Source organism: Pseudomonas sp. 14P5.3.2 (assembly GCF_057799175.1).
The window spans coordinates 88,171-105,431 of record NZ_JBYOKU010000005.1 but is presented as its reverse complement, the minus strand read 5'-3'; the positions used below and the strand labels follow the sequence as shown (position 1 = coordinate 105,431).

At 59.1% G+C, this 17,261-nt stretch carries 18 protein-coding genes and 1 tRNA gene; 5 read left to right on the top strand and 14 right to left on the bottom strand.

Going from position 1 to position 17,261, the window contains the following annotated elements; all coding sequences use genetic code 11:
* Positions 1–32 precede the first annotated feature (32 nt).
* Positions 33–959: a LysR family transcriptional regulator gene (locus AC27VU_RS06050; protein WP_488723661.1), complete on the bottom strand. Its 927-nt coding sequence runs from the start codon at positions 957–959 to the stop codon at positions 33–35.
* A 126-nt stretch (positions 960–1,085) separates the two neighbouring features.
* Between AC27VU_RS06050 and AC27VU_RS06045 the strand changes: the two genes are divergently transcribed.
* A complete protein-coding gene (locus tag AC27VU_RS06045; RefSeq protein ID WP_003223256.1) occupies positions 1,086–1,832 on the top strand; it encodes a 3-oxoacyl-ACP reductase family protein in 747 nt (248 codons plus the stop codon).
* A gap of 78 nt (positions 1,833–1,910) precedes the next feature.
* On the opposite strand, the gene AC27VU_RS06040 is transcribed toward AC27VU_RS06045, so the two are convergent.
* From AC27VU_RS06040 to AC27VU_RS06005, 8 genes are all read right to left on the bottom strand, one after another.
* Positions 1,911–2,606, bottom strand: a complete 696-nt coding sequence (locus AC27VU_RS06040) for an HAD-IA family hydrolase (protein ID WP_003223254.1) — start codon at positions 2,604–2,606, stop codon at positions 1,911–1,913.
* A 460-nt stretch (positions 2,607–3,066) separates the two neighbouring features.
* Complete coding sequence (locus AC27VU_RS06035) at positions 3,067–3,234, bottom strand: hypothetical protein (protein ID WP_003223252.1); 168 nt, start codon at positions 3,232–3,234, stop codon at positions 3,067–3,069.
* Positions 3,235–3,355: 121 nt separating this feature from the next.
* Positions 3,356–3,781 carry a hypothetical protein gene (locus AC27VU_RS06030; protein ID WP_488723660.1) on the bottom strand — a complete coding sequence of 142 codons (426 nt, stop codon included), beginning with the start codon at positions 3,779–3,781 and terminating at the stop codon, positions 3,356–3,358.
* A 135-nt stretch (positions 3,782–3,916) separates the two neighbouring features.
* The gene (locus AC27VU_RS06025) at positions 3,917–4,285 is read right to left on the bottom strand and encodes a hypothetical protein (protein ID WP_045122356.1); all 369 of its coding nucleotides are present in this window, start codon (positions 4,283–4,285) and stop codon (positions 3,917–3,919) included.
* A gap of 325 nt (positions 4,286–4,610) precedes the next feature.
* Positions 4,611–4,799 (bottom strand): hypothetical protein, encoded by a 189-nt coding sequence (locus AC27VU_RS06020; protein WP_488723659.1) that lies wholly within the window; start codon positions 4,797–4,799, stop codon positions 4,611–4,613.
* Between the two features lie 257 nt (positions 4,800–5,056).
* Positions 5,057–5,377, bottom strand: a complete 321-nt coding sequence (locus AC27VU_RS06015) for a YbjQ family protein (protein ID WP_003223244.1) — start codon at positions 5,375–5,377, stop codon at positions 5,057–5,059.
* A 174-nt stretch (positions 5,378–5,551) separates the two neighbouring features.
* On the bottom strand, positions 5,552–6,235 hold the full coding sequence (locus AC27VU_RS06010; protein ID WP_400506703.1) for a hypothetical protein: 684 nt from the start codon (positions 6,233–6,235) through the stop codon (positions 5,552–5,554).
* Positions 6,236–6,521: 286 nt separating this feature from the next.
* A tRNA-Ser gene (locus tag AC27VU_RS06005) sits at positions 6,522–6,611 on the bottom strand.
* Between the two features lie 307 nt (positions 6,612–6,918).
* Between AC27VU_RS06005 and AC27VU_RS06000 the strand changes: the two genes are divergently transcribed.
* The 3 genes from AC27VU_RS06000 (at position 6,919) to AC27VU_RS05990 (ending at position 9,654) form a co-directional block, all read left to right on the top strand.
* On the top strand, positions 6,919–7,608 hold the full coding sequence (locus tag AC27VU_RS06000; protein ID WP_488723658.1) for a crotonase/enoyl-CoA hydratase family protein: 690 nt from the start codon (positions 6,919–6,921) through the stop codon (positions 7,606–7,608).
* Positions 7,609–7,825: 217 nt separating this feature from the next.
* The gene (locus AC27VU_RS05995) at positions 7,826–8,548 is read left to right on the top strand and encodes a lysophospholipid acyltransferase family protein (protein ID WP_003223239.1); all 723 of its coding nucleotides are present in this window, start codon (positions 7,826–7,828) and stop codon (positions 8,546–8,548) included.
* A gap of 134 nt (positions 8,549–8,682) precedes the next feature.
* On the top strand, positions 8,683–9,654 hold the full coding sequence (locus AC27VU_RS05990) for a magnesium and cobalt transport protein CorA (RefSeq protein ID WP_003223238.1): 972 nt from the start codon (positions 8,683–8,685) through the stop codon (positions 9,652–9,654).
* A 132-nt stretch (positions 9,655–9,786) separates the two neighbouring features.
* On the opposite strand, the gene AC27VU_RS05985 is transcribed toward AC27VU_RS05990, so the two are convergent.
* The 3 genes from AC27VU_RS05985 to AC27VU_RS05975 all read right to left on the bottom strand — a co-directional run bounded on the left by AC27VU_RS05985 (position 9,787) and on the right by AC27VU_RS05975 (position 13,985).
* Positions 9,787–10,515 carry an amidotransferase gene (locus AC27VU_RS05985; RefSeq protein WP_488723657.1) on the bottom strand — a complete coding sequence of 243 codons (729 nt, stop codon included), beginning with the start codon at positions 10,513–10,515 and terminating at the stop codon, positions 9,787–9,789.
* A gap of 95 nt (positions 10,516–10,610) precedes the next feature.
* Entirely contained in the window at positions 10,611–12,755 is a 2,145-nt protein-coding gene (locus AC27VU_RS05980) for a 3-hydroxyacyl-CoA dehydrogenase NAD-binding domain-containing protein (RefSeq protein WP_488723656.1), read from the bottom strand.
* A gap of 24 nt (positions 12,756–12,779) precedes the next feature.
* Positions 12,780–13,985: an acetyl-CoA C-acetyltransferase gene (locus AC27VU_RS05975; RefSeq protein WP_045122355.1), complete on the bottom strand. Its 1,206-nt coding sequence runs from the start codon at positions 13,983–13,985 to the stop codon at positions 12,780–12,782.
* A gap of 585 nt (positions 13,986–14,570) precedes the next feature.
* Between AC27VU_RS05975 and AC27VU_RS05970 the strand changes: the two genes are divergently transcribed.
* Positions 14,571–15,392 carry a c-type cytochrome gene (locus AC27VU_RS05970; protein WP_488723706.1) on the top strand — a complete coding sequence of 274 codons (822 nt, stop codon included), beginning with the start codon at positions 14,571–14,573 and terminating at the stop codon, positions 15,390–15,392.
* Between the two features lie 118 nt (positions 15,393–15,510).
* Here the strand turns inward: AC27VU_RS05970 and AC27VU_RS05965 are convergent, their stop codons facing one another.
* Together AC27VU_RS05965 and AC27VU_RS05960 are read right to left on the bottom strand one after the other, a co-directional pair.
* Positions 15,511–16,314 carry a transglutaminase family protein gene (locus AC27VU_RS05965; protein WP_045122354.1) on the bottom strand — a complete coding sequence of 268 codons (804 nt, stop codon included), beginning with the start codon at positions 16,312–16,314 and terminating at the stop codon, positions 15,511–15,513.
* Complete coding sequence (locus AC27VU_RS05960) at positions 16,311–17,261, bottom strand: alpha-E domain-containing protein (protein ID WP_007960702.1); 951 nt, start codon at positions 17,259–17,261, stop codon at positions 16,311–16,313. Before AC27VU_RS05960 ends, AC27VU_RS05965 begins: the two co-directional genes overlap by 4 nt.

The window sequence follows — 17,261 nt, the reverse complement described above, 5'->3', positions numbered from 1 at the left end:
CGCGAATGGGTCAACTCGGTGCCACGTCTTGCTCAGAAAGCACTGAACCGCCGAGCCAACCCCTGCTGCGCAAACTGCTCAATCACAAAATCGACAAACGCCCGAGTCTTGCCCGGCAACAATTTATGCTCGGCGTAATAGATCGAAATGTTGCCGTCATCGATGTACCAGTCCGGCAGCACGCGCTGCAAGGTGCCCGCCTCGAGATAACCCACAGCAAACGGCATGCTCACCAGTGCGATCCCCAACCCCTGTACTGCCGTGGCGCAGGCGGCTTCGGAGTCACTCATGGTCATGCGCGTCTTGAGGGTCAAGGGCTGACAGAGCTGACTGCCGCCACTGATCAACTGCCAGGAGCGCACCCGACCGGTTTGCGGCGAACGAATCAGGATGCCATCGTGATGTTGCAGGTCATCCGGCTCAGCGATCGCCTCGTGCTGATGCAGATAGTCCGCGGACGCCACCAACACGCGATGCGCGGGTGCCAATTTGCGTGCGACGACGCCTTGAGGCAACTCAAATCCCCCGCCAATCGCTGCATCGAAACCCTGCCCAATCAAATCGACCTGACGGTTATCAAAATGCCAGTCCGGGTTGATCGCCGGAAACCGACGTAAAAATTCTTGCAGCAATGGCACGATGTACAAACGCCCGAATACCGTGCCCATGCTGACTTTCAACGTCCCCGCCGGCAGTCCTTCCACACTCGAAAGATTGGCCACCGCATTCTGAATCGTCGTCAGACTGCCGCTGACCTGACTCAAAAACAGCTGACCGGCCTCGGTCAGGGTCAGGCTGCGTGTACTACGCTGGAACAGCCGTACACCGAGCCGTCCCTCGAGCTTCGCCACACTCTTGCCAACGGCGGCCGGGGTCAGGCTCAAGCGCCGGGCGGCTTCGGCAAAGCTGCCGACTTCGGCGCTGCGCACGAAGCATTCGATACTGCTGAAAGTTTCCATGATCGCCACTATAAACTTCTGGTTTACACAGACTATAGCAATCATGGTCTACACGGTTGTCGATGCGAGGCCGATACTCGGCTCCAACAACAAGGCACCCCGCCTTGAATTCTCTGGAGATCGAACATGACCACTCAACACCTCAGCGGCAAAGTCGCTCTGATTCAAGGCGGTTCCCGCGGTATCGGCGCCGCCATCGTCAAACGTCTGGCTGCTGAAGGCGCCGCTGTCGCTTTCACCTACGTCAGCTCCACCGCCAAGGCCGAAGAGTTGCAGAACAGCATCACCGCCACCGGCGGCAAAGCTTTGGCGATCAAGGCCGACAGCGCCGATGAAGCCGCTATCCGCAACGCCGTCAGCGCCACCGTCGAAGCCTTTGGCCGCCTGGATATTCTGGTGAACAACGCCGGCGTCCTGGCCATCGCACCGCTGGAAGATTTCAAACTGGAAGACTTCGACCAGACACTGGCGATCAACGTCCGCAGCGTGTTCATCGCGTCTCAGGAAGCCGCCAAACACATGGGCGAAGGCTCGCGCATCGTCAACATCGGCAGCACCAACGCCGACCGCATGCCCTTCGGCGGTGGCGGTGTGTATGCAATGAGCAAATCGGCCCTGGTCGGCCTGACCAAAGGCCTGGCCCGCGACCTCGGCCCGCGCGGCATCACCATCAACAACGTGCAACCCGGCCCGGTCGACACTGACATGAACCCGGCCCATGGCGAATTCGCCGAGAGCCTGATCCCGCTGATGGCGGTGGGCCGTTACGGCACCGCCGATGAAATCGCCGGTTTCGTCGCTTATCTGGTAGGCCCGGAAGCCGGTTACATCACCGGTGCCAGCCTGACCATCGACGGTGGTTTTGGCGCCTGATTGCGCTGAATCCCGGGTACAAAAAACGCCGCGCCTCTTTGCAGAGGGCGGCGTTTTTCATGCGTGCTTATCGGCTGATCAAGCCCAATCCAGCGCCGGCAAACCGCAGGCACTCGGGGTGAAAGCCTTGAGCGTGCGCAGAATCCCGTCGGCATGCGCGTATTTTTCATCAGCCATGGCTGCATCCGGAATCGCAATGGCGGTCATCCCCGCCGCTTTGGCTGCTGTGACGCCAAACGGCGAATCCTCGAACACCAGACAATCTTCAGGTGCAACACCCAGACGCCGGGCAGCGGTGAGGAAAATATCCGGCGCCGGTTTCGCCGCGCCGACTTCCGGGTCGTCCGCCGTGACGATGAAATCGAACAGCGCAAACCAGTCGCGGTGCAAGGTGGTTTTCTGGCCGAACGACTGCCGCGACGAACTGGTGCCCACGGCAATTGGAATGTTATGCGCCTTGAGGTGGCGAATCAGCTCCTCCGCGCCCGGCATCGCCTGGGCCTTTGGAAAGCGCTCACGCATCAGTGGCTCACGGATCACCAGAAACTCTTCGGCGCTGATCGGCAGATCCAGCGCCTGCACCACGTAGTTCGCCAGATCATTGGCCCCGCGACCGATGATGTTCTGTTTGATGCTCCAGTCGAAAGTCCGCCCGTAACGCTCGGCGATGAGCGAGGTGACCTCGGTGTAGATGCCTTCGGTGTCCAGCAGCAGACCGTCCATGTCGAAAATCACGGCCTTGATCGGGCCAAACGCCTTCATCGGTGCATTCATCATCGGATCCGTTATCAAAAACATCCCGGGCGGCGCAATCGGCGCCGCTGCGCGGATCTGATTAATGGGTTCAGCAGCATAGCGAGGCCAGTGGACATTGAGCAACGGGCAATGTTTAACCCGTGGAATGACTCTCTGATATTTAGCGAAACGCCCTACAGCTAACGCCTGCTTTCCCGACTTCTTTCCATTTTGATCCCCCGCAAAGTCCGCGCACCTCTTTCACGCGGAATTTTAAGACTTTGGCGGAGCAAGCAAATCGCACGCTGCGGTGAAATAACTGATGAAATTCAATATGAACTGCACGGCGTAGGGTGCGCCATTCACTTCCCATCAGAATCAGTGGGACTGTTTTATCGACCTTGACCTCGCGAGCAGACCGATCCGAATCAAAGGGCCTGAAGTACAGGCCCCGGATTTTGAAATTCAGTGCGCTACCGCGCTCGACTATCAAGACAACTTATTGCTCATCCTCATCCTCTTCATACTCCATATCCGCCTCATCCGCATCATTCAACGGCACCGTCGCATCATCCATCAGCGACCCCGGATCCTCGTTCCCCGGATCATTGATAAACGGCAGACCGCTCGGACCTTTTTCTTCCTTGCCTTCTGTTTCCGGAGTCATGGCAAACCTCTGCAGCTGTGGGTTGTATAACGTTCGAAAAGTCCTACAGCCAATCGTTCCGGAGTCCGATCGCCAGACACGAAAAACCCGGCGCGAGGCCGGGTTTGTTTTCGGTATTCAATCAATGGTGGCGGTTTTTATGTTTGTACTTGTTGTGCTTGTGACCACCGCCGGAATGCCCCTTCCCGCCGTGGCCACCCAGATTGTTACCCACCGCACCACCGGCCGCGCCGCCCAATCCGGCACCAATGGCGGAACCGGTGGAGCCGCCCAAGCTGTTGCCGACCACTGAACCGCCGGCTGCGCCGAGGCCACCGCCGATGGCGGCTTCAGTGCGATTGTGTTTATTCGCTCCGACCGCGCCACCCGCGGCGCCGCCTACACCTGCGCCGACCGCCGCACCGGTGCTGCCGCCGAGCTGGCCACCGACCACATTCCCGAGCACACCGCCCAGTCCGCCACCGACGGCGGCGCTGCCATCGCCGGCGGCCATCGCGCCTTGAGCGACCAGTAATCCGAAAAACAGTGCAGACAATGACAAACGCATTTGAACCTCACAGTTCCCGAATCGGGACGGTATGCCCACAGGGGCTCGTGCCAAATTTGAGAGGCTTTCCGGGAAAACGTTCAGCCATGAAAAAGCCCGGCATCGAGCCGGGCTTTTTCTGACAAGCGCTAGGTATCAGTGGCGCTTGTGACCTTTGGACAGGTTGGTGCCCACCGCACCACCCGCAGCGCCACCAAGGCCTGCGCCAATGGTCGCGCCATTTCTGCCGCCCAGGCTGTTGCCGATCACCGAACCACCGGCCGCGCCAACACCACCGCCGATAGCTGCTTTGGTCCGACTGCCCTTGCCGGCTGCCATGGCACTGCCGGCCGCGCCTGCAACACCGGCACCAATCGCTGCGCCCGTGCTGCCGCCCATTTTCTGGCCGACCACATTACCCAGCGCGCCACCCAGTCCGCCGCCGAGTGCAGCAGTGCCTTCACCGGCGACCGCACCTTGAGCAACCAGAAGCCCCAGAACCAGAGCAGGCAATGTTAGACGCATGAAAAAAACCTCAAAAATAGGGAGATCAAAAGGGGCCGAGATTGAAAGCTGCCGACGCGCTGAAGTCCAGAGAATTCAGCTGCCGCCGCGCACTTGGCGCCGATTGGACAGCGATTTCGCAAAAGGTTTTATCGCAGGCAAAAAAAAGCCCGCTGGGGAGACGGGCTGGAGACTTGCTTTCTAACGGATGGCTTCACCCTACGTCTGTGGACGTGAAAAGTTTGTGAAAAAATTCAGAATTTGCCCCATCGCTTGTAGGAGATTTCCCTACATAAACCTCGGGCATAAAAAACCCCGTTCATAGACGGGGTCGTTCTGTCATCTATCACTTTCTCGATCGTGCCGAGACCTTCGGAAGAAACTTGGCCTTCGCCCCCTTGGGCGCAGTGGACTTGATCTTGCCGGTCTGAACCGGATCCTCGCCAAAGCCCGCCTGATACTCCGTCTGGCCGCAGCGGACGCAGTTGTTGAATGAAAATTCGGCACCATCGTCTTCGATATACGGATCAGTCATAGCCTCTCCCCTTCGTAATAGATCGATACCGGCAAAGCCTTTTGCCTGAAAAAATATCGACCTCCAAGACTTTTGAGACTAGCCGGTCATTACTGGACTTGTGGTTCAGATCGACTGATGCCCGACGAATGGCCTACATCGATTAAACGCGCCAGCGACCTCAGACACTCGTGGCTTACATCAACAAACCACGTGGCTGATCGACAGAAAAAAACCCATTCATCAACTGAATGGGCTCGCGGGCTACGGCAACTACATCAACGCAACTTGACCGCGGTGCCCGTCGCGAACACGACAACCATACCGCCCTTGCCCGCTGGCATGCTGATCTCGAAATCCAGCCCAACCACCGCATCCGCTTGCAACGCCTGCGCCCGCTCCTTGATCTCGTCAGTCGCCTGAACCCGCGCCTCTTTCAATGCCCGCTCGAGCGTCTGAGAGCGCCCACCAAAAAAGTCGCGCATGCCGGCAAACATGTCACGGATCACATTGACACCCTGCACCGACTCCGCGCTGACAATGTCCAGGTACGCGGTGATCTGTCGGCCTTCGATGGAATGTGTGGTGGAAATAATCATGAAAGCCGTCCTTTTAACTGGCAGAAAATCTGGCGATTGTAACTACCACCATTCAAAAATGGTTCCGCTACGGGGCAGTTTCCAGATCTGCAACAACACTCGCCTTTTGGCAAAGCTCGCCAAGGTCTGCGCGAAATCTCGCCGAGCAGCGATCAGGCAGCTTTCTGACACAGCTTATGGCGAGTGGAAGGACCTGTCCGACGAGGGTAGCGCGCCTTTGATGGCAACGATCGGGAGACGTAGTTCGGGTTGTGTAATGTCGTAGATCTGCAGTTCACATCCGTCCCCACGATCCACGAAGACAAACTCCGCCAGATAAACTTTCTGCTTCTCGGGAATAAAGGTACTGGTGACAGGCCCGCAGGTGTAATACGACGAGACCGTCGGATTGGCGGTCAGCTTTTTCTCATACTTGTTCTTCGACTGGTTGAATACATAGTCTTCGTTGTAAAGCGTCAGATAGCCTGGCGCCGGAGTTTGACTTTTGACCGTCGATGAACCGCTCACGAGTAGCGTCTGACCGGGATCGGCCTGCATTTCAAGCTGGGGAAACTGTTTGAAGACCGCGCTATCGAGACGACTGAACCATGCGCCGACTTTATTGCGAAACGGTTTGACGACTGTCCCCAGATGATCGGGACGTTGATCCGGATCATTACCTCTGACCACTTCAAAATCCACCGGATTGACCGTATCGCCCGCTGCCTGCATGACAACCTTGGCATGCTGATCATCGACGGTGACCTTCTTCTGCTCCAGCATGATGCCATCTGTCCAGAGTGTCGGCGCAGAACTGCGAGAGTCAGAACCGCAGCCGCACAACATCAAAAATAGAACCATGGTGACAACTGTCTTCACTGCACTTCCCTGCGTTGGACTGCCAATAAGCGTTCAGGCAAGCAGTTCATCCTGAAGGCGATAACAAAAAGCCACTATCGCGCAGATTCACAAACAAAGGAAACCGGTGAAGCGCGAATATTTCTCGCTTTATTGGAAACGCCAGAGCCTTCTTGGCGGAGACTGCTTTTTACAAAGAAATGAAGCGCCCGCCCCCTATTGTTCCCATAGGGCTGATTTACAGACGCCAAAAACCACAAACCCCCGACTTTCTCTAGGAAAATCAGGGGTTTGCGTTTACTGAATGTGGCGGTGAAGGAGAGATTCGAACTCTCGATACAGTTTCCTGTATACACACTTTCCAGGCGTGCTCCTTAAGCCACTCGGACACTTCACCGTATCTCTTCAAACATGTTCTGTCTGTCGAGGCGCGCTAATGTAGTCGAAAGCTTTTCTGATGGCAAACTTTTTTTCAGAATTTTCATGCGGTTAAGAGAAAAAGTCGTTTCCGCCAGCAATCGGCCATGGCGATCCGGCCAATCTTCGGTGGGCGCGGCCCTTCTATATAGACGCAAAGGTGTCAGCCATGTGGTGCGCTGCGGCGCATCGGGCGGTCAAGGGTGACCAGCGAGTCAGTCACAGCGCTTTACCTGGCCTACGGCGGTGGGTAACGTCTGCCCATCTTTCTTACAAGGAATAGCGTCATGAGTGAGTTGATTGCCTACCACCTCGAAGACGGTATCGCGACCCTGACCTTGAACAACGGCAAGGTCAATGCCATTTCCCCGGACGTGATTGCGGCGTTCAACGCGGCGCTGGATCAGGCGGTGACTGATCGTGCCATTGTGATCATTACCGGTCAGCCGGGGATTCTGTCTGGCGGCTATGACTTGAAGGTGATGACCGCCGGCCCTAAAGAAGCCGTGGCACTGGTGACTGCGGGTTCGACCCTCGCCCGTCGCCTGCTCTCCCACCCGTTCCCGGTGATCGTGGCCTGCCCGGGCCATGCCGTTGCCAAGGGCGCATTCATTCTGTTGTCCGCCGACTACCGCATTGGTGTCGATGGCCCGTTCACCATCGGTCTGAACGAAGTGCAGATCGGTATGACCATGCACCACGCCGGCATCGAGCTGGCGCGTGATCGCCTGCGTCGTTCGGCGTTCCACCGCTCAGTGATCAACGGCGAGATGTTTGATCCCAAGAGCGCAGTGGATGCCGGCTTCCTCGACAAGGTGGTGTCTGCCGAAGAGCTGCAAGGCGCTGCGCTGGCGGCGGCGCGTCAGTTGAAGAAAATCAACATGAACGCGCACAAGAACACCAAGCTCAAAGTGCGCAAGGCGCTGCTTGAAGCCCTCGACAACGCGATCATCCAGGATCAGGAGCACTTGGGCTGAGCCCACGCTTCCCGAGCCGAAGAAAAGCCCGACCGTCGTGTCGGGCTTTTTCTTGCGTGTTCGGTTGATCATCCGCCGACAGCTCTAGGACGCGTCTGACGATCAACTCGGAAACATGCGCTTAAACATCGCCTATCTCCGGACTCTATAGCAGCAATTGCCGAAAACAGTGCACATCCGTACACTGCGCCACCTTTTGTCCAGGCAGGCCCTGAAAATGCTGTTTTTGTTGCGTATGTTGTTGATGGGCTTGCACTTTGTCCTGGCCGGTGTGCTGGGAGTGATCCTTGGTCTGTGCCGTCCCTTCAACCCGGACAACAGTCGTCTCTGCGCCCGCCTCTACGCGCTTCCAGCCATGTGCATTCTGCGCTTGCGGGTAAAAGCCGACGTCGGCCCGCTGATGAACAAGCCCGACAGCTGCGTGATCGTTGCCAACCATCAGTCCAACTACGACCTGTTCGTGTTCGGCAACGTGGTACCGCGCCGGACCGTTTGCATCGGCAAGAAAAGCCTGAAATGGGTGCCGCTGTTCGGGCAACTGTTCTGGCTCGCGGGCAACGTGTTGATCGATCGTGGGAACGCGCACAAGGCGCGCAAGTCGATGCTTACCACGACCCACACCCTGCAACACGAGGACACCTCGATCTGGGTATTCCCGGAAGGCACGCGCAACCTTGGTGAAGAACTACTGCCGTTTAAAAAAGGCGCGTTCCAGATGGCAATCGCCGCCGGAGTGCCGATCGTGCCGGTGTGCGTCAGCAGCTACATCAAGCACATGCGCCTGAACAGCTGGCGCAGCGGGAAAATCCTCATACGCTCGCTGCCGGCGATTCCTACAGCAGGACTGACCATGGATGACATGCCCATGCTTATGAGCCAGTGCCGCGAACAGATGCGTGAATGCATCGCCGCAATGGATCAGCAACTGCAAGCTGCATGAAAAACAAACCCGCCTCGTGCGGGTTTTCTTTTGCCGGGTGAACTGTACAGATTTCGCTGACTCTCAAGCAGCACACGGCTAAGCTGACGCCGTTGAATTCCCCGCCATCTGCCAAGAAGAAGTGAATCACTACCATGGGTCGAGTTGTTGCTGCTGCGGTATACAGCGAGGGTAAGAAAGTCTCCAATATCGCTCTCGATGAGGGCGCCGCGTGGGCCGCCAAGCCCGGCCATTTCGTCTGGATTGGCCTTGAGGAGCCGGACGCTCAGGAGTTGGCCAACCTGCAACGCCAGTTCAACCTGCACGAACTGGCAATCGAAGATGCGTTGGAAAAACACAGCCGGCCGAAACTGGAAACCTTTGGCGATGCGCTGTTCATCGTCACCTATTCGCCGATCCGTGAGAACGGCGTGCTGCAGTTCATCGAGACCCACATCTTCGCCGGCAAGGGTTACATCATCACCGCCCGCAACGGTCACTCGGCGTCCTACGCCCATGTCCGCCAACGCTGTGAGGCGCGTCCGTTGCTGCTGGAGCATGGGGAAGATTTCGTACTGTATGCGCTGCTTGATTTCGTGATCGAGAACTACCAGCCGGTGGGCGAAGCGATCCACGCCGAGATCGATGAGCTCGAGCGCAACGTGCTCTGTAGCGCGTTGAATGAGCGTGACATTCAGAAACTCCATGGCTTGCGCCGCGATGTCGTGCGTCTGCGCCGGTATGCGGCACCAATGGTCGAAATCGGTGAGGAACTGCAGAAGCTGAGTTTCCCGTTTATCGACAAGAACATGCGCCCGTACTTCCGCGATGTGCAGATTCACGTCACCCGGCAGATGGAAGACCTGACCACGCTGGCGGATATCGCCAGCCAGACCATCGAGATCGGCGTGCTGCTTGAGGCCTCGCGGCAGAGCGTGGTGCAGCGCAAGTTTGCCGCGTGGGCGGCGATTCTGGCGTTCCCGACGGCGGTGGCGGGGATTTACGGGATGAACTTCCAGAACATGCCGGAGCTGAGCTGGCACTACGGCTATTTCGCCGTGCTGGGGTTTATCACGGTGGGGTGTGTAAGTTTGTGGGCGAGTTTCAAGAAGTCGGGATGGTTGTAGTCCTGTGGCGAGGGAGCTTGCTCCCGCTGGGGCGCGAAGCGCGCCCATACAGACATCAAGTTGCCGTAAATTACGGCTGCTGCGCATCCGAGCGGGAGCAAGCTCCCTCGCCACATAGGTAAATGTCAGGTCTTAAATCGCTTCGGCCTCTGGCTTGTGCGCCACAAAGCGCATCATCCACTCCGCTACCGTCGTGCCATGGTGCTCCTGCTCCAGGCTGGCCACACCTTTCGAGTAGATCTGCGAACCCAGCGCTTCCTGGCGAAGATCCAAGAGCGCTCGCGAATAGTCGTGAATGAATTCCGGGTGGCCCTGGAAGCACAGCACCTGATCGTTGATGTGGTACGCAGCAAACGGACAGAAATCGCTGGAGGCAATCACCGTGGCGTTTTCCGGCAGTGCGGTGACCTGATCCTGGTGGCTGATCAGCAGCGTCAGCTCTTCACGCACCGGGCTCATCCACGGCGCCTTCGCCGCCAGTTTGTAGTTGTGGGTGCCGACGCCCCAGCCCTGAGTGGCACGCTCGCTCTTGCCACCCAGCAGCAGCGCCAGCAATTGATGGCCGAAGCACACGCCGAGCAGTTTGTCGCCACGCTCGTAGCGGCTCAGCAGGTATTGCTTGAGGGTCTGGATCCACGGGTCGGTGCCGAACGAATCGGCCTTGCTGCCGGTAACCAGGTACGCATCGAAGGTCTGATCGTCGCTGGGGTATTCGCCCTGCATCACGTTGTACACGGTGAACTCGGCGGCAATCGGTTGCTGCGAGAACAGGCGCTGAAACATCTGCCCGTAACCCTGATATTGATCGACCAGTTCCGGACGCAGGATGTCGGTTTCCAGAATGCAGATGCGTAGCGACATAAAAAATACCTGACACGTGATGGGAATAATGAACACCCCAGAGCCTGCCTTGAAACACCCCGGCAAGGCAAGCCCCGCAGCGTTCACCCGATCACTTAAAACAGCTCGCCTTTCGCGGCTTTTTCCAGCAGCAGCGCCGGTGGCGCAAAGCGCTCGCCGTACTGCTCGGCCAGATACTGCGCGCGCGCGACGAAGTCCTGCACCCCGTACTGGTTGATGAACTGCAACGCACCGCCGGTCCACGGCGCAAAACCGATGCCGAAGATCGAGCCGACGTTGGCATCCGCCGTCGAGGTCAGCACGCCCTCCTCTACACAGCGCACGGTTTCGAGGGCCTGCACGAACAACAGCCGGTCACGCACATCCTTGGGTGAAATCTGCCCGTCGGCCCTCTCGAAGCGCGTCTTCAACTCCGGCCACAGATGCTTCTGACCACCCGCCGGGTAATCGTAGAATCCACCGCCGGCGGCTTTGCCCGGACGCTTGTATTCGTTGAGCAGCAAGTCAATCACGGCGAAGGCCGGGTGTTCCATCAGCGGTTTTCCTTCCGCTTGCAGGTCTTTGGCCGTTTGTTGACGGATATGGCTCATCAGGCTGAGGGAAACTTCGTCGGAGATCGCCAGAGGCCCGACCGGCATCCCGGCCTTGCGCGCTTCGGTCTCGATCATCGGCGCGCTCACGCCCTCGCCGAGCATGGCGATGCCTTCATTGGTGAAGGTTCCGAACACCCGCGAGGTAAAGAAGCCGCGACTGTCGTTGACCACAATCGGGGTTTTCTTGATCTGCAGAACGAAGTCGAAACCCCGAGCCAGGGTTTCAGCGCTGGTCTGCGCGCCTTTGATGATTTCCACCAGCGGCATTTTGTCCACCGGACTGAAGAAATGCAGGCCGATGAATTTGCTCTGATCGGGTACTGCGGTCGCCAGTCCAGTGATCGGCAAGGTTGAAGTGTTGGAGGCAATCACTGCACCAGAACCCACTATTTTTTGCGCTGCCGACGAGACCTTGGCCTTGAGTTCGCGATCCTCGAACACCGCCTCGATGATCAGATCACAACCCGCCAGATCGGCATCGCTTTCGCTGGTCTGAATCCGCGCCAGCACCGCCTCGCGTTTTTCAGCCGTCATCTGCCCACGGGCGACTTTCTTGTCGAGCAGCGCCGCCGAATGAGCCTTGCCCTTATCGGCCGCCGCCAGATTGATGTCCTTGAGCACTACGTCGATGCCGGCCGAGGCGCTGACGAAAGCGATCCCGGCACCCATCATGCCCGCACCGAGCACGCCGACCTTGCGCGTGACGTAAGGCGCGAATCCTTGAGGACGCGAGCCACCGGCGTTGATCTCATTGAGCTGGAACCATAAGGTGCCGATCAGATTTTTCGAGATCTGCCCGGTGGTCAGTTCGGTGAAGTAACGGGTTTCGATCAGGTGCGCAGTGTCGAAATCGACCTGCGCGCCCTCCACCGCCGCGCAGAGGATTTTCTCCGGAGCCGGCAACGTGCCCTGGGTTTTACTGCGCAGGATCGACGGCGCAATTGCCAGCATCTGTGCGACTTTCGGATTCGACGGTGTACCGCCGGGGATCTGATAGCCCTTCACGTCCCAACGCTGAACCGCGCTCGGGTTGGCGACAATCCACGCACGGGCCTTGGCCAGCAACTCGTCACGATCCGCCGCCAGCTCATCAATCAAACCGGCCTGCAACGCTTGTTGCGGGCGCACCTTCTTGCCTTCGAGCAGGTACGGCAGTGCCTTTTCGATGCCGAGCATGCGCACCATGCGCACCACCCCGCCACCACCCGGCAGCAGGCCCAGCGTCACTTCAGGCAGACCGAGTTGCACCGCCGCATCGTCCAGCGCCACCCGGTGATGGCAGGCCAGACAGATTTCCCAGCCACCGCCAAGCGCCGCGCCGTTGATCGCCGCAACCACCGGTTTGCCGAGGGTTTCCAAAGTGCGCAATTGCGCTTTGAGGCTCAGCACCATGTCATAGAAGGCTTTGGCTTCGGGTTTGCCGACCTTGATCAGCTCATTGAGGTCGCCGCCGGCAAAGAAGGTTTTCTTCGCCGAGGTGATGATCACCCCGGCGATGCTGTCTTTTTCCGCCACCAGCCGCGCAACGCAGGCGCCCATGGTCTCGCGGTACACGGCGTTCATGGTGTTGGCGCTCTGGCCCGGCATGTCGATGGTGAGGACGACAATGCCGTCCTGGCCTTTTTCGTAACGAATGGCTTCGCTCATAACAAGGTTCCTTGAATTCGGGGCTCAGAGGCGTTCGATGATGGTGGCAATGCCCATGCCGCCGCCGACACACAGCGTCGCCAGGCCGTAGCGCAGACGCCGGGCTTCCAGTTCATCGAGCAGGGTGCCGAGGATCGCGCAACCGGTGGCGCCCAGCGGATGGCCCATGGCAATCGAGCCGCCGTTGACGTTGACCTTGTCCGGGTCCACCGCCATGTCCTTGATGAACTTCAACACCACCGAGGCAAACGCCTCGTTGACCTCGAACAGGTCGATGTCCTCCACGCGCAGACCCGCCTTGGCCAGAGCCTTGCGCGTAGCCGGCGCCGGACCGGTGAGCATGATCGTCGGGTCGGTGCTGGTGACCGCCGTGGCGACGATGCGCGCCCGCGGTTGCAGGCCCAGCGCGCGGCCCTTGGCTTCGGAGCCAATCAACATCAGTGCCGCACCGTCGACGATCCCGGAGCTGTTGCCCGGCGTGTGCACGTGGTTGATCCGCTCGACGTGGCTGTAAACCCGCAGCGCTGTGGCATCAAAGCCCATCTGGCCGATCATTTCGAAACTCGGCTTGAGTTTGCCCAGGCCTTCCATCGTCGATTCGGCGCGAATGAATTCGTCGTGGTCGAGCAGGATGATGCCGTTCTGATCCTGCACCGGCACCAGCGACTTGTTGAACGAACCGTCAGCCCGCGCCCGCGCAGCTTTGTGTTGCGAGTGCAACGCGTAGGCATCGACGTCGTGGCGGCTGAAGCCTTCAAGGGTAGCGATCAGGTCGGCGCCGACGCCCTGCGGAGTAAAGTGGCTGTGCAGGTTGGTCTGCGGGTCCAGTGCCCAGGCGCCGCCATCGCTGCCCATCGGCACCCGCGACATCGACTCGACGCCACCGACCACCACCAGATCCTCGAAGCCCGAGCGCACTTTCATCGCGCCGAGGTTGACCGCTTCCAGACCCGAGGCGCAAAAACGGTTGATCTGCACGCCGGCCACGCTGACGTCCCAGTCGGCCACCTGCACCGCTGTCTTGGCGATGTCGGAGCCTTGATCACCGATCGGCGTGACGCAGCCGAGCACGACGTCATCAACCTGGCTGGTGTCCAGCGCCGTGCGGCTTTGCAGCGCGGTCAACAACCCGGCGACCAGATTCACCGGTTTGACGCTGTGCAACGCGCCGTCGGCCTTGCCTTTGCCGCGGGGCGTGCGTAACGCATCGAAAATCAAAGCTTGGGTCATGACGTCCTCGAACCTGTGCGGTGAGTGAAATTTCGTAGTGTCACTGTTGGCCCGAGCGCTCATGGATTCAATGACCACAGCGCTCAATGACGTTGACGCGCACGCTCAGACGGACGGTCATCCACCCGCAGGTGAACCGGTTCAGGTCAGCGAGTTGTCTAGCAAGCGGGCGGCGAAGAAGCTGGCAATACGCCTCATGCGTTTTTTATCGCAAACGGCAGCTAATACATATGAAATGGATCTAAGCCAAGCGTGACGCGGCCTCTAAGGTAGTACATGTACGTCAGGGTCGTCGGGTTTTGCCGGGGCCGACGTCCTTCAACAGGAAGTGCAGCGTTTGCCGTCATGGATATGCAGGCAAACATCAGGAAATAACAAAAAAGGCGGTCAAGCCATGTTCAAACAACCGAAAGTTCGTCAAGCAGGACTCATTCTTTTCGCCACGACGCTGTTGTTGATTTTGCCCAATCTGACCAAGGTGATTGGCTGACTCAAGCGGCAGGCGCCCGTTATCGCCAATGAAAATGTGACTGGCCCGCTACCCGGGCCAGCTTGGCTGTGCCAACCTTTGTGCACTTCCACGACATGGACGGCGAACATTTGAAAACGCTCATTGCGTTCTGGGCCTTGCTGCTGAGCATGCCCTTGTCTGCGGCGCAGCTCACGCTGGAGCTGGGCGCGAATAGTCGCACCTGGCAGACCGAAGAATTGCTCAAGCATCCGCAGGTGCAAACCCTCACCATCAAGAACGATGTGTCCTACAAGAAGGACATGACTTATCGCGTCGTGCCTGTGGCGGCGCTGCTCACAGGCATCAAGCCCGACGATCACTTGCAAGCCGTGGCGCTGGACGGTTTTGCCGCAGAATTGAGTGCTGCACCGCTGCTCAACAGCAAAGGGGCGCGGGCGTGGCTGGCGATTGAGGACCCGGCCCAGCCGTGGCCGCCGCTGTCGGAAGGCAAGCACAGCGCCGGGCCGTTCTATCTGGTGTGGACCGACCCGCAGGCCGGCAACATCAGCCCGGAGCAATGGCCGTTCGAAGTAGCGAGCATCAAGCGCATGGCGCCGGTGGCCGAGCGCTTCCCCGCGCTGCTGCCGGATCCCAAGCTGAAAGCGAATGACCCGGTGAATCAGGGTTTTGCCCTGTTTCAGAAAAACTGCCTGGCTTGTCATCGCCTTAACGGCGCGGGGGATGCGCAATTTGGGCCGGACCTGAACATTCCGTATAACCCCACAGAGTATTTCGGCGCCGATTTCCTCAAGCGCTACATTCGCGATCCACAGAGCTTGCGCCAGTGGCCTCAGGCGAAGATGCCAGGGTTTTCGGAAGAGGTGTTGCCGGAGAGGGATTTGCAGTTGTTGATCGGCTATTTGCAACACATGGCTGGGCGCAAGGTTAAGCCCTGACGACATTCCCCTGTAGGAGTGAGCCTGCTCGCGATAGCGGAGTGTCAGTCACTGATCCTTAAACTGACGACCGCTATCGCGAGCAGGCTCGCTCCTACAGGGTTTTGTGTGAAGCAAATTACTGTTGTTGCACGGAGATAACCGGCGTCGGCGACACGAACACCTTCGCATGCATCTGCTCACTCCCGCCGCCCCGGCGCATGCCGCGTACCGGGCAGGCGTCCAGATAATCCAGGCCCACCGCCAGTTTCAAGTGCCGCTCCGGTCGGGCCAATTGGTTGGTCACATCAAAGCTGTACCAGGCGTCATCCAGCCACGCTTCGGCCCAGGCGTGACTGGCCAGGTGCTCGGCGTCCTCGCTGTATAGATAACCCGACACATACCGCGACGGAATCCCCAGGCTGCGTGCGCACGCCAGAAATGCATGGGTGTGATCCTGGCAAACCCCGGCGCGCCCGGCGAAGGCTTCGGCGGCGCTGGTGTCGACTTCGGTCGAACCCGGCGTGTAGGTCATGTGCTGATTCAAGCCGTGCATCAGGTCGATCAGCGCCGTGCGATCACGCCGCTGCTTGCAGGATCTTGCCGCGAATGCCCGTAGCGCCTCGTCCGCCTCGGTCAAACGGGTGAAGCGCAAGAACGGCAGCGCCGACTGGCTCTCATGCTCGGCCTCACGCAATTCGTCGATATCGACCTGCCCCCGGGCGCCGATGATGATCGCTTCGTGCGGCTCGTCCATGGTCAGCACATGCAGAATATTGCCGAACGGATCGAGCTGGGCACGCACCGGACGCGGCAGGTCGAGCTGCCAGCTCAACACGTGCTGACGCTCGCTGTCGTGCGGGGTCAGGCGCAGATACTGGATGCTCGCCCGCACCTGATCTTCATAGTGATAGGTGGTCTCGTGGCTAATGGAAAGTCTCATGCAGCCTCCAGGTATGAACTGTGAATCGCGTTGCCCAGCTGGCGCACCAGCGGGATGAATTCGGTGAGCCAGGCGTGCAGGCCTTCGGCGAGGATTTCGTTGATGCCGGTGTAACGCAGACGCGCGTCCATCTCAGCGGCGAGGCGTTGTGCCGGACGGCCGTTGGCGCCCGGCAACTGGGCGAGGATCTGGTCGATCTCCTCGGTGCAGGCGCGCAACGAGCGCGGGACATCGGCGCGCAACAGCAGCAGCTCGGCGACATGCCGGGCGCCGGGGGCATCGCGGTAGATCTCGGTGTAGGCCTCGAACGACGACAACGCCCGCAGCAGCGCACTCCATTGATAGTAGGCGTGGGCGGTGCCGTCACTGACGGCCTCGGCCTGATCGCCGGCCATTTCGTAGCGTGCATCGAGCAGGCGCAGCGTGTTATCCGCACGCTCGATAAACGTCCCCAGACGAATGAAGCGGAATGCATCGTTGCGCATGATCGTGCCGTAGGACGCACCACGGAACAGGTGCGAGCGCTCCTTGATCCACTCGCAGAAACGGCTCATGCCGTAGCGGCTGAGGCCCTGTTCGGCAATGCCGCGAATCTCCAGCCAGGTGGCGTTGATGTTTTCCCACATGTCCGCAGTGATCCGTCCACGCACCGCATGCGCACTGGCCCGTGCCGCACCGAGGCAGCTGTAGATGCTCGCCGGGTTGGCCGCATCAAGGGCGAAAAAGTGCAGCAGGCGTTCGGCGTGCAGTTCGCCGTGACGCTCCAGATAATCGTCGAGGGTGCCGGTGATCAATAGCGGCATGGCCAGTTCGTGCAGACCGTCGCCGCGACCGTCCTGCGGCATCAGCGACAGCGAATAGCTGACATCGAGCATCCGTGCGAGATTTTCCGCCCGCTCCAGGTAACGCGACATCCAGTACAGATCCGAGGCAGTTCTACTTAACAT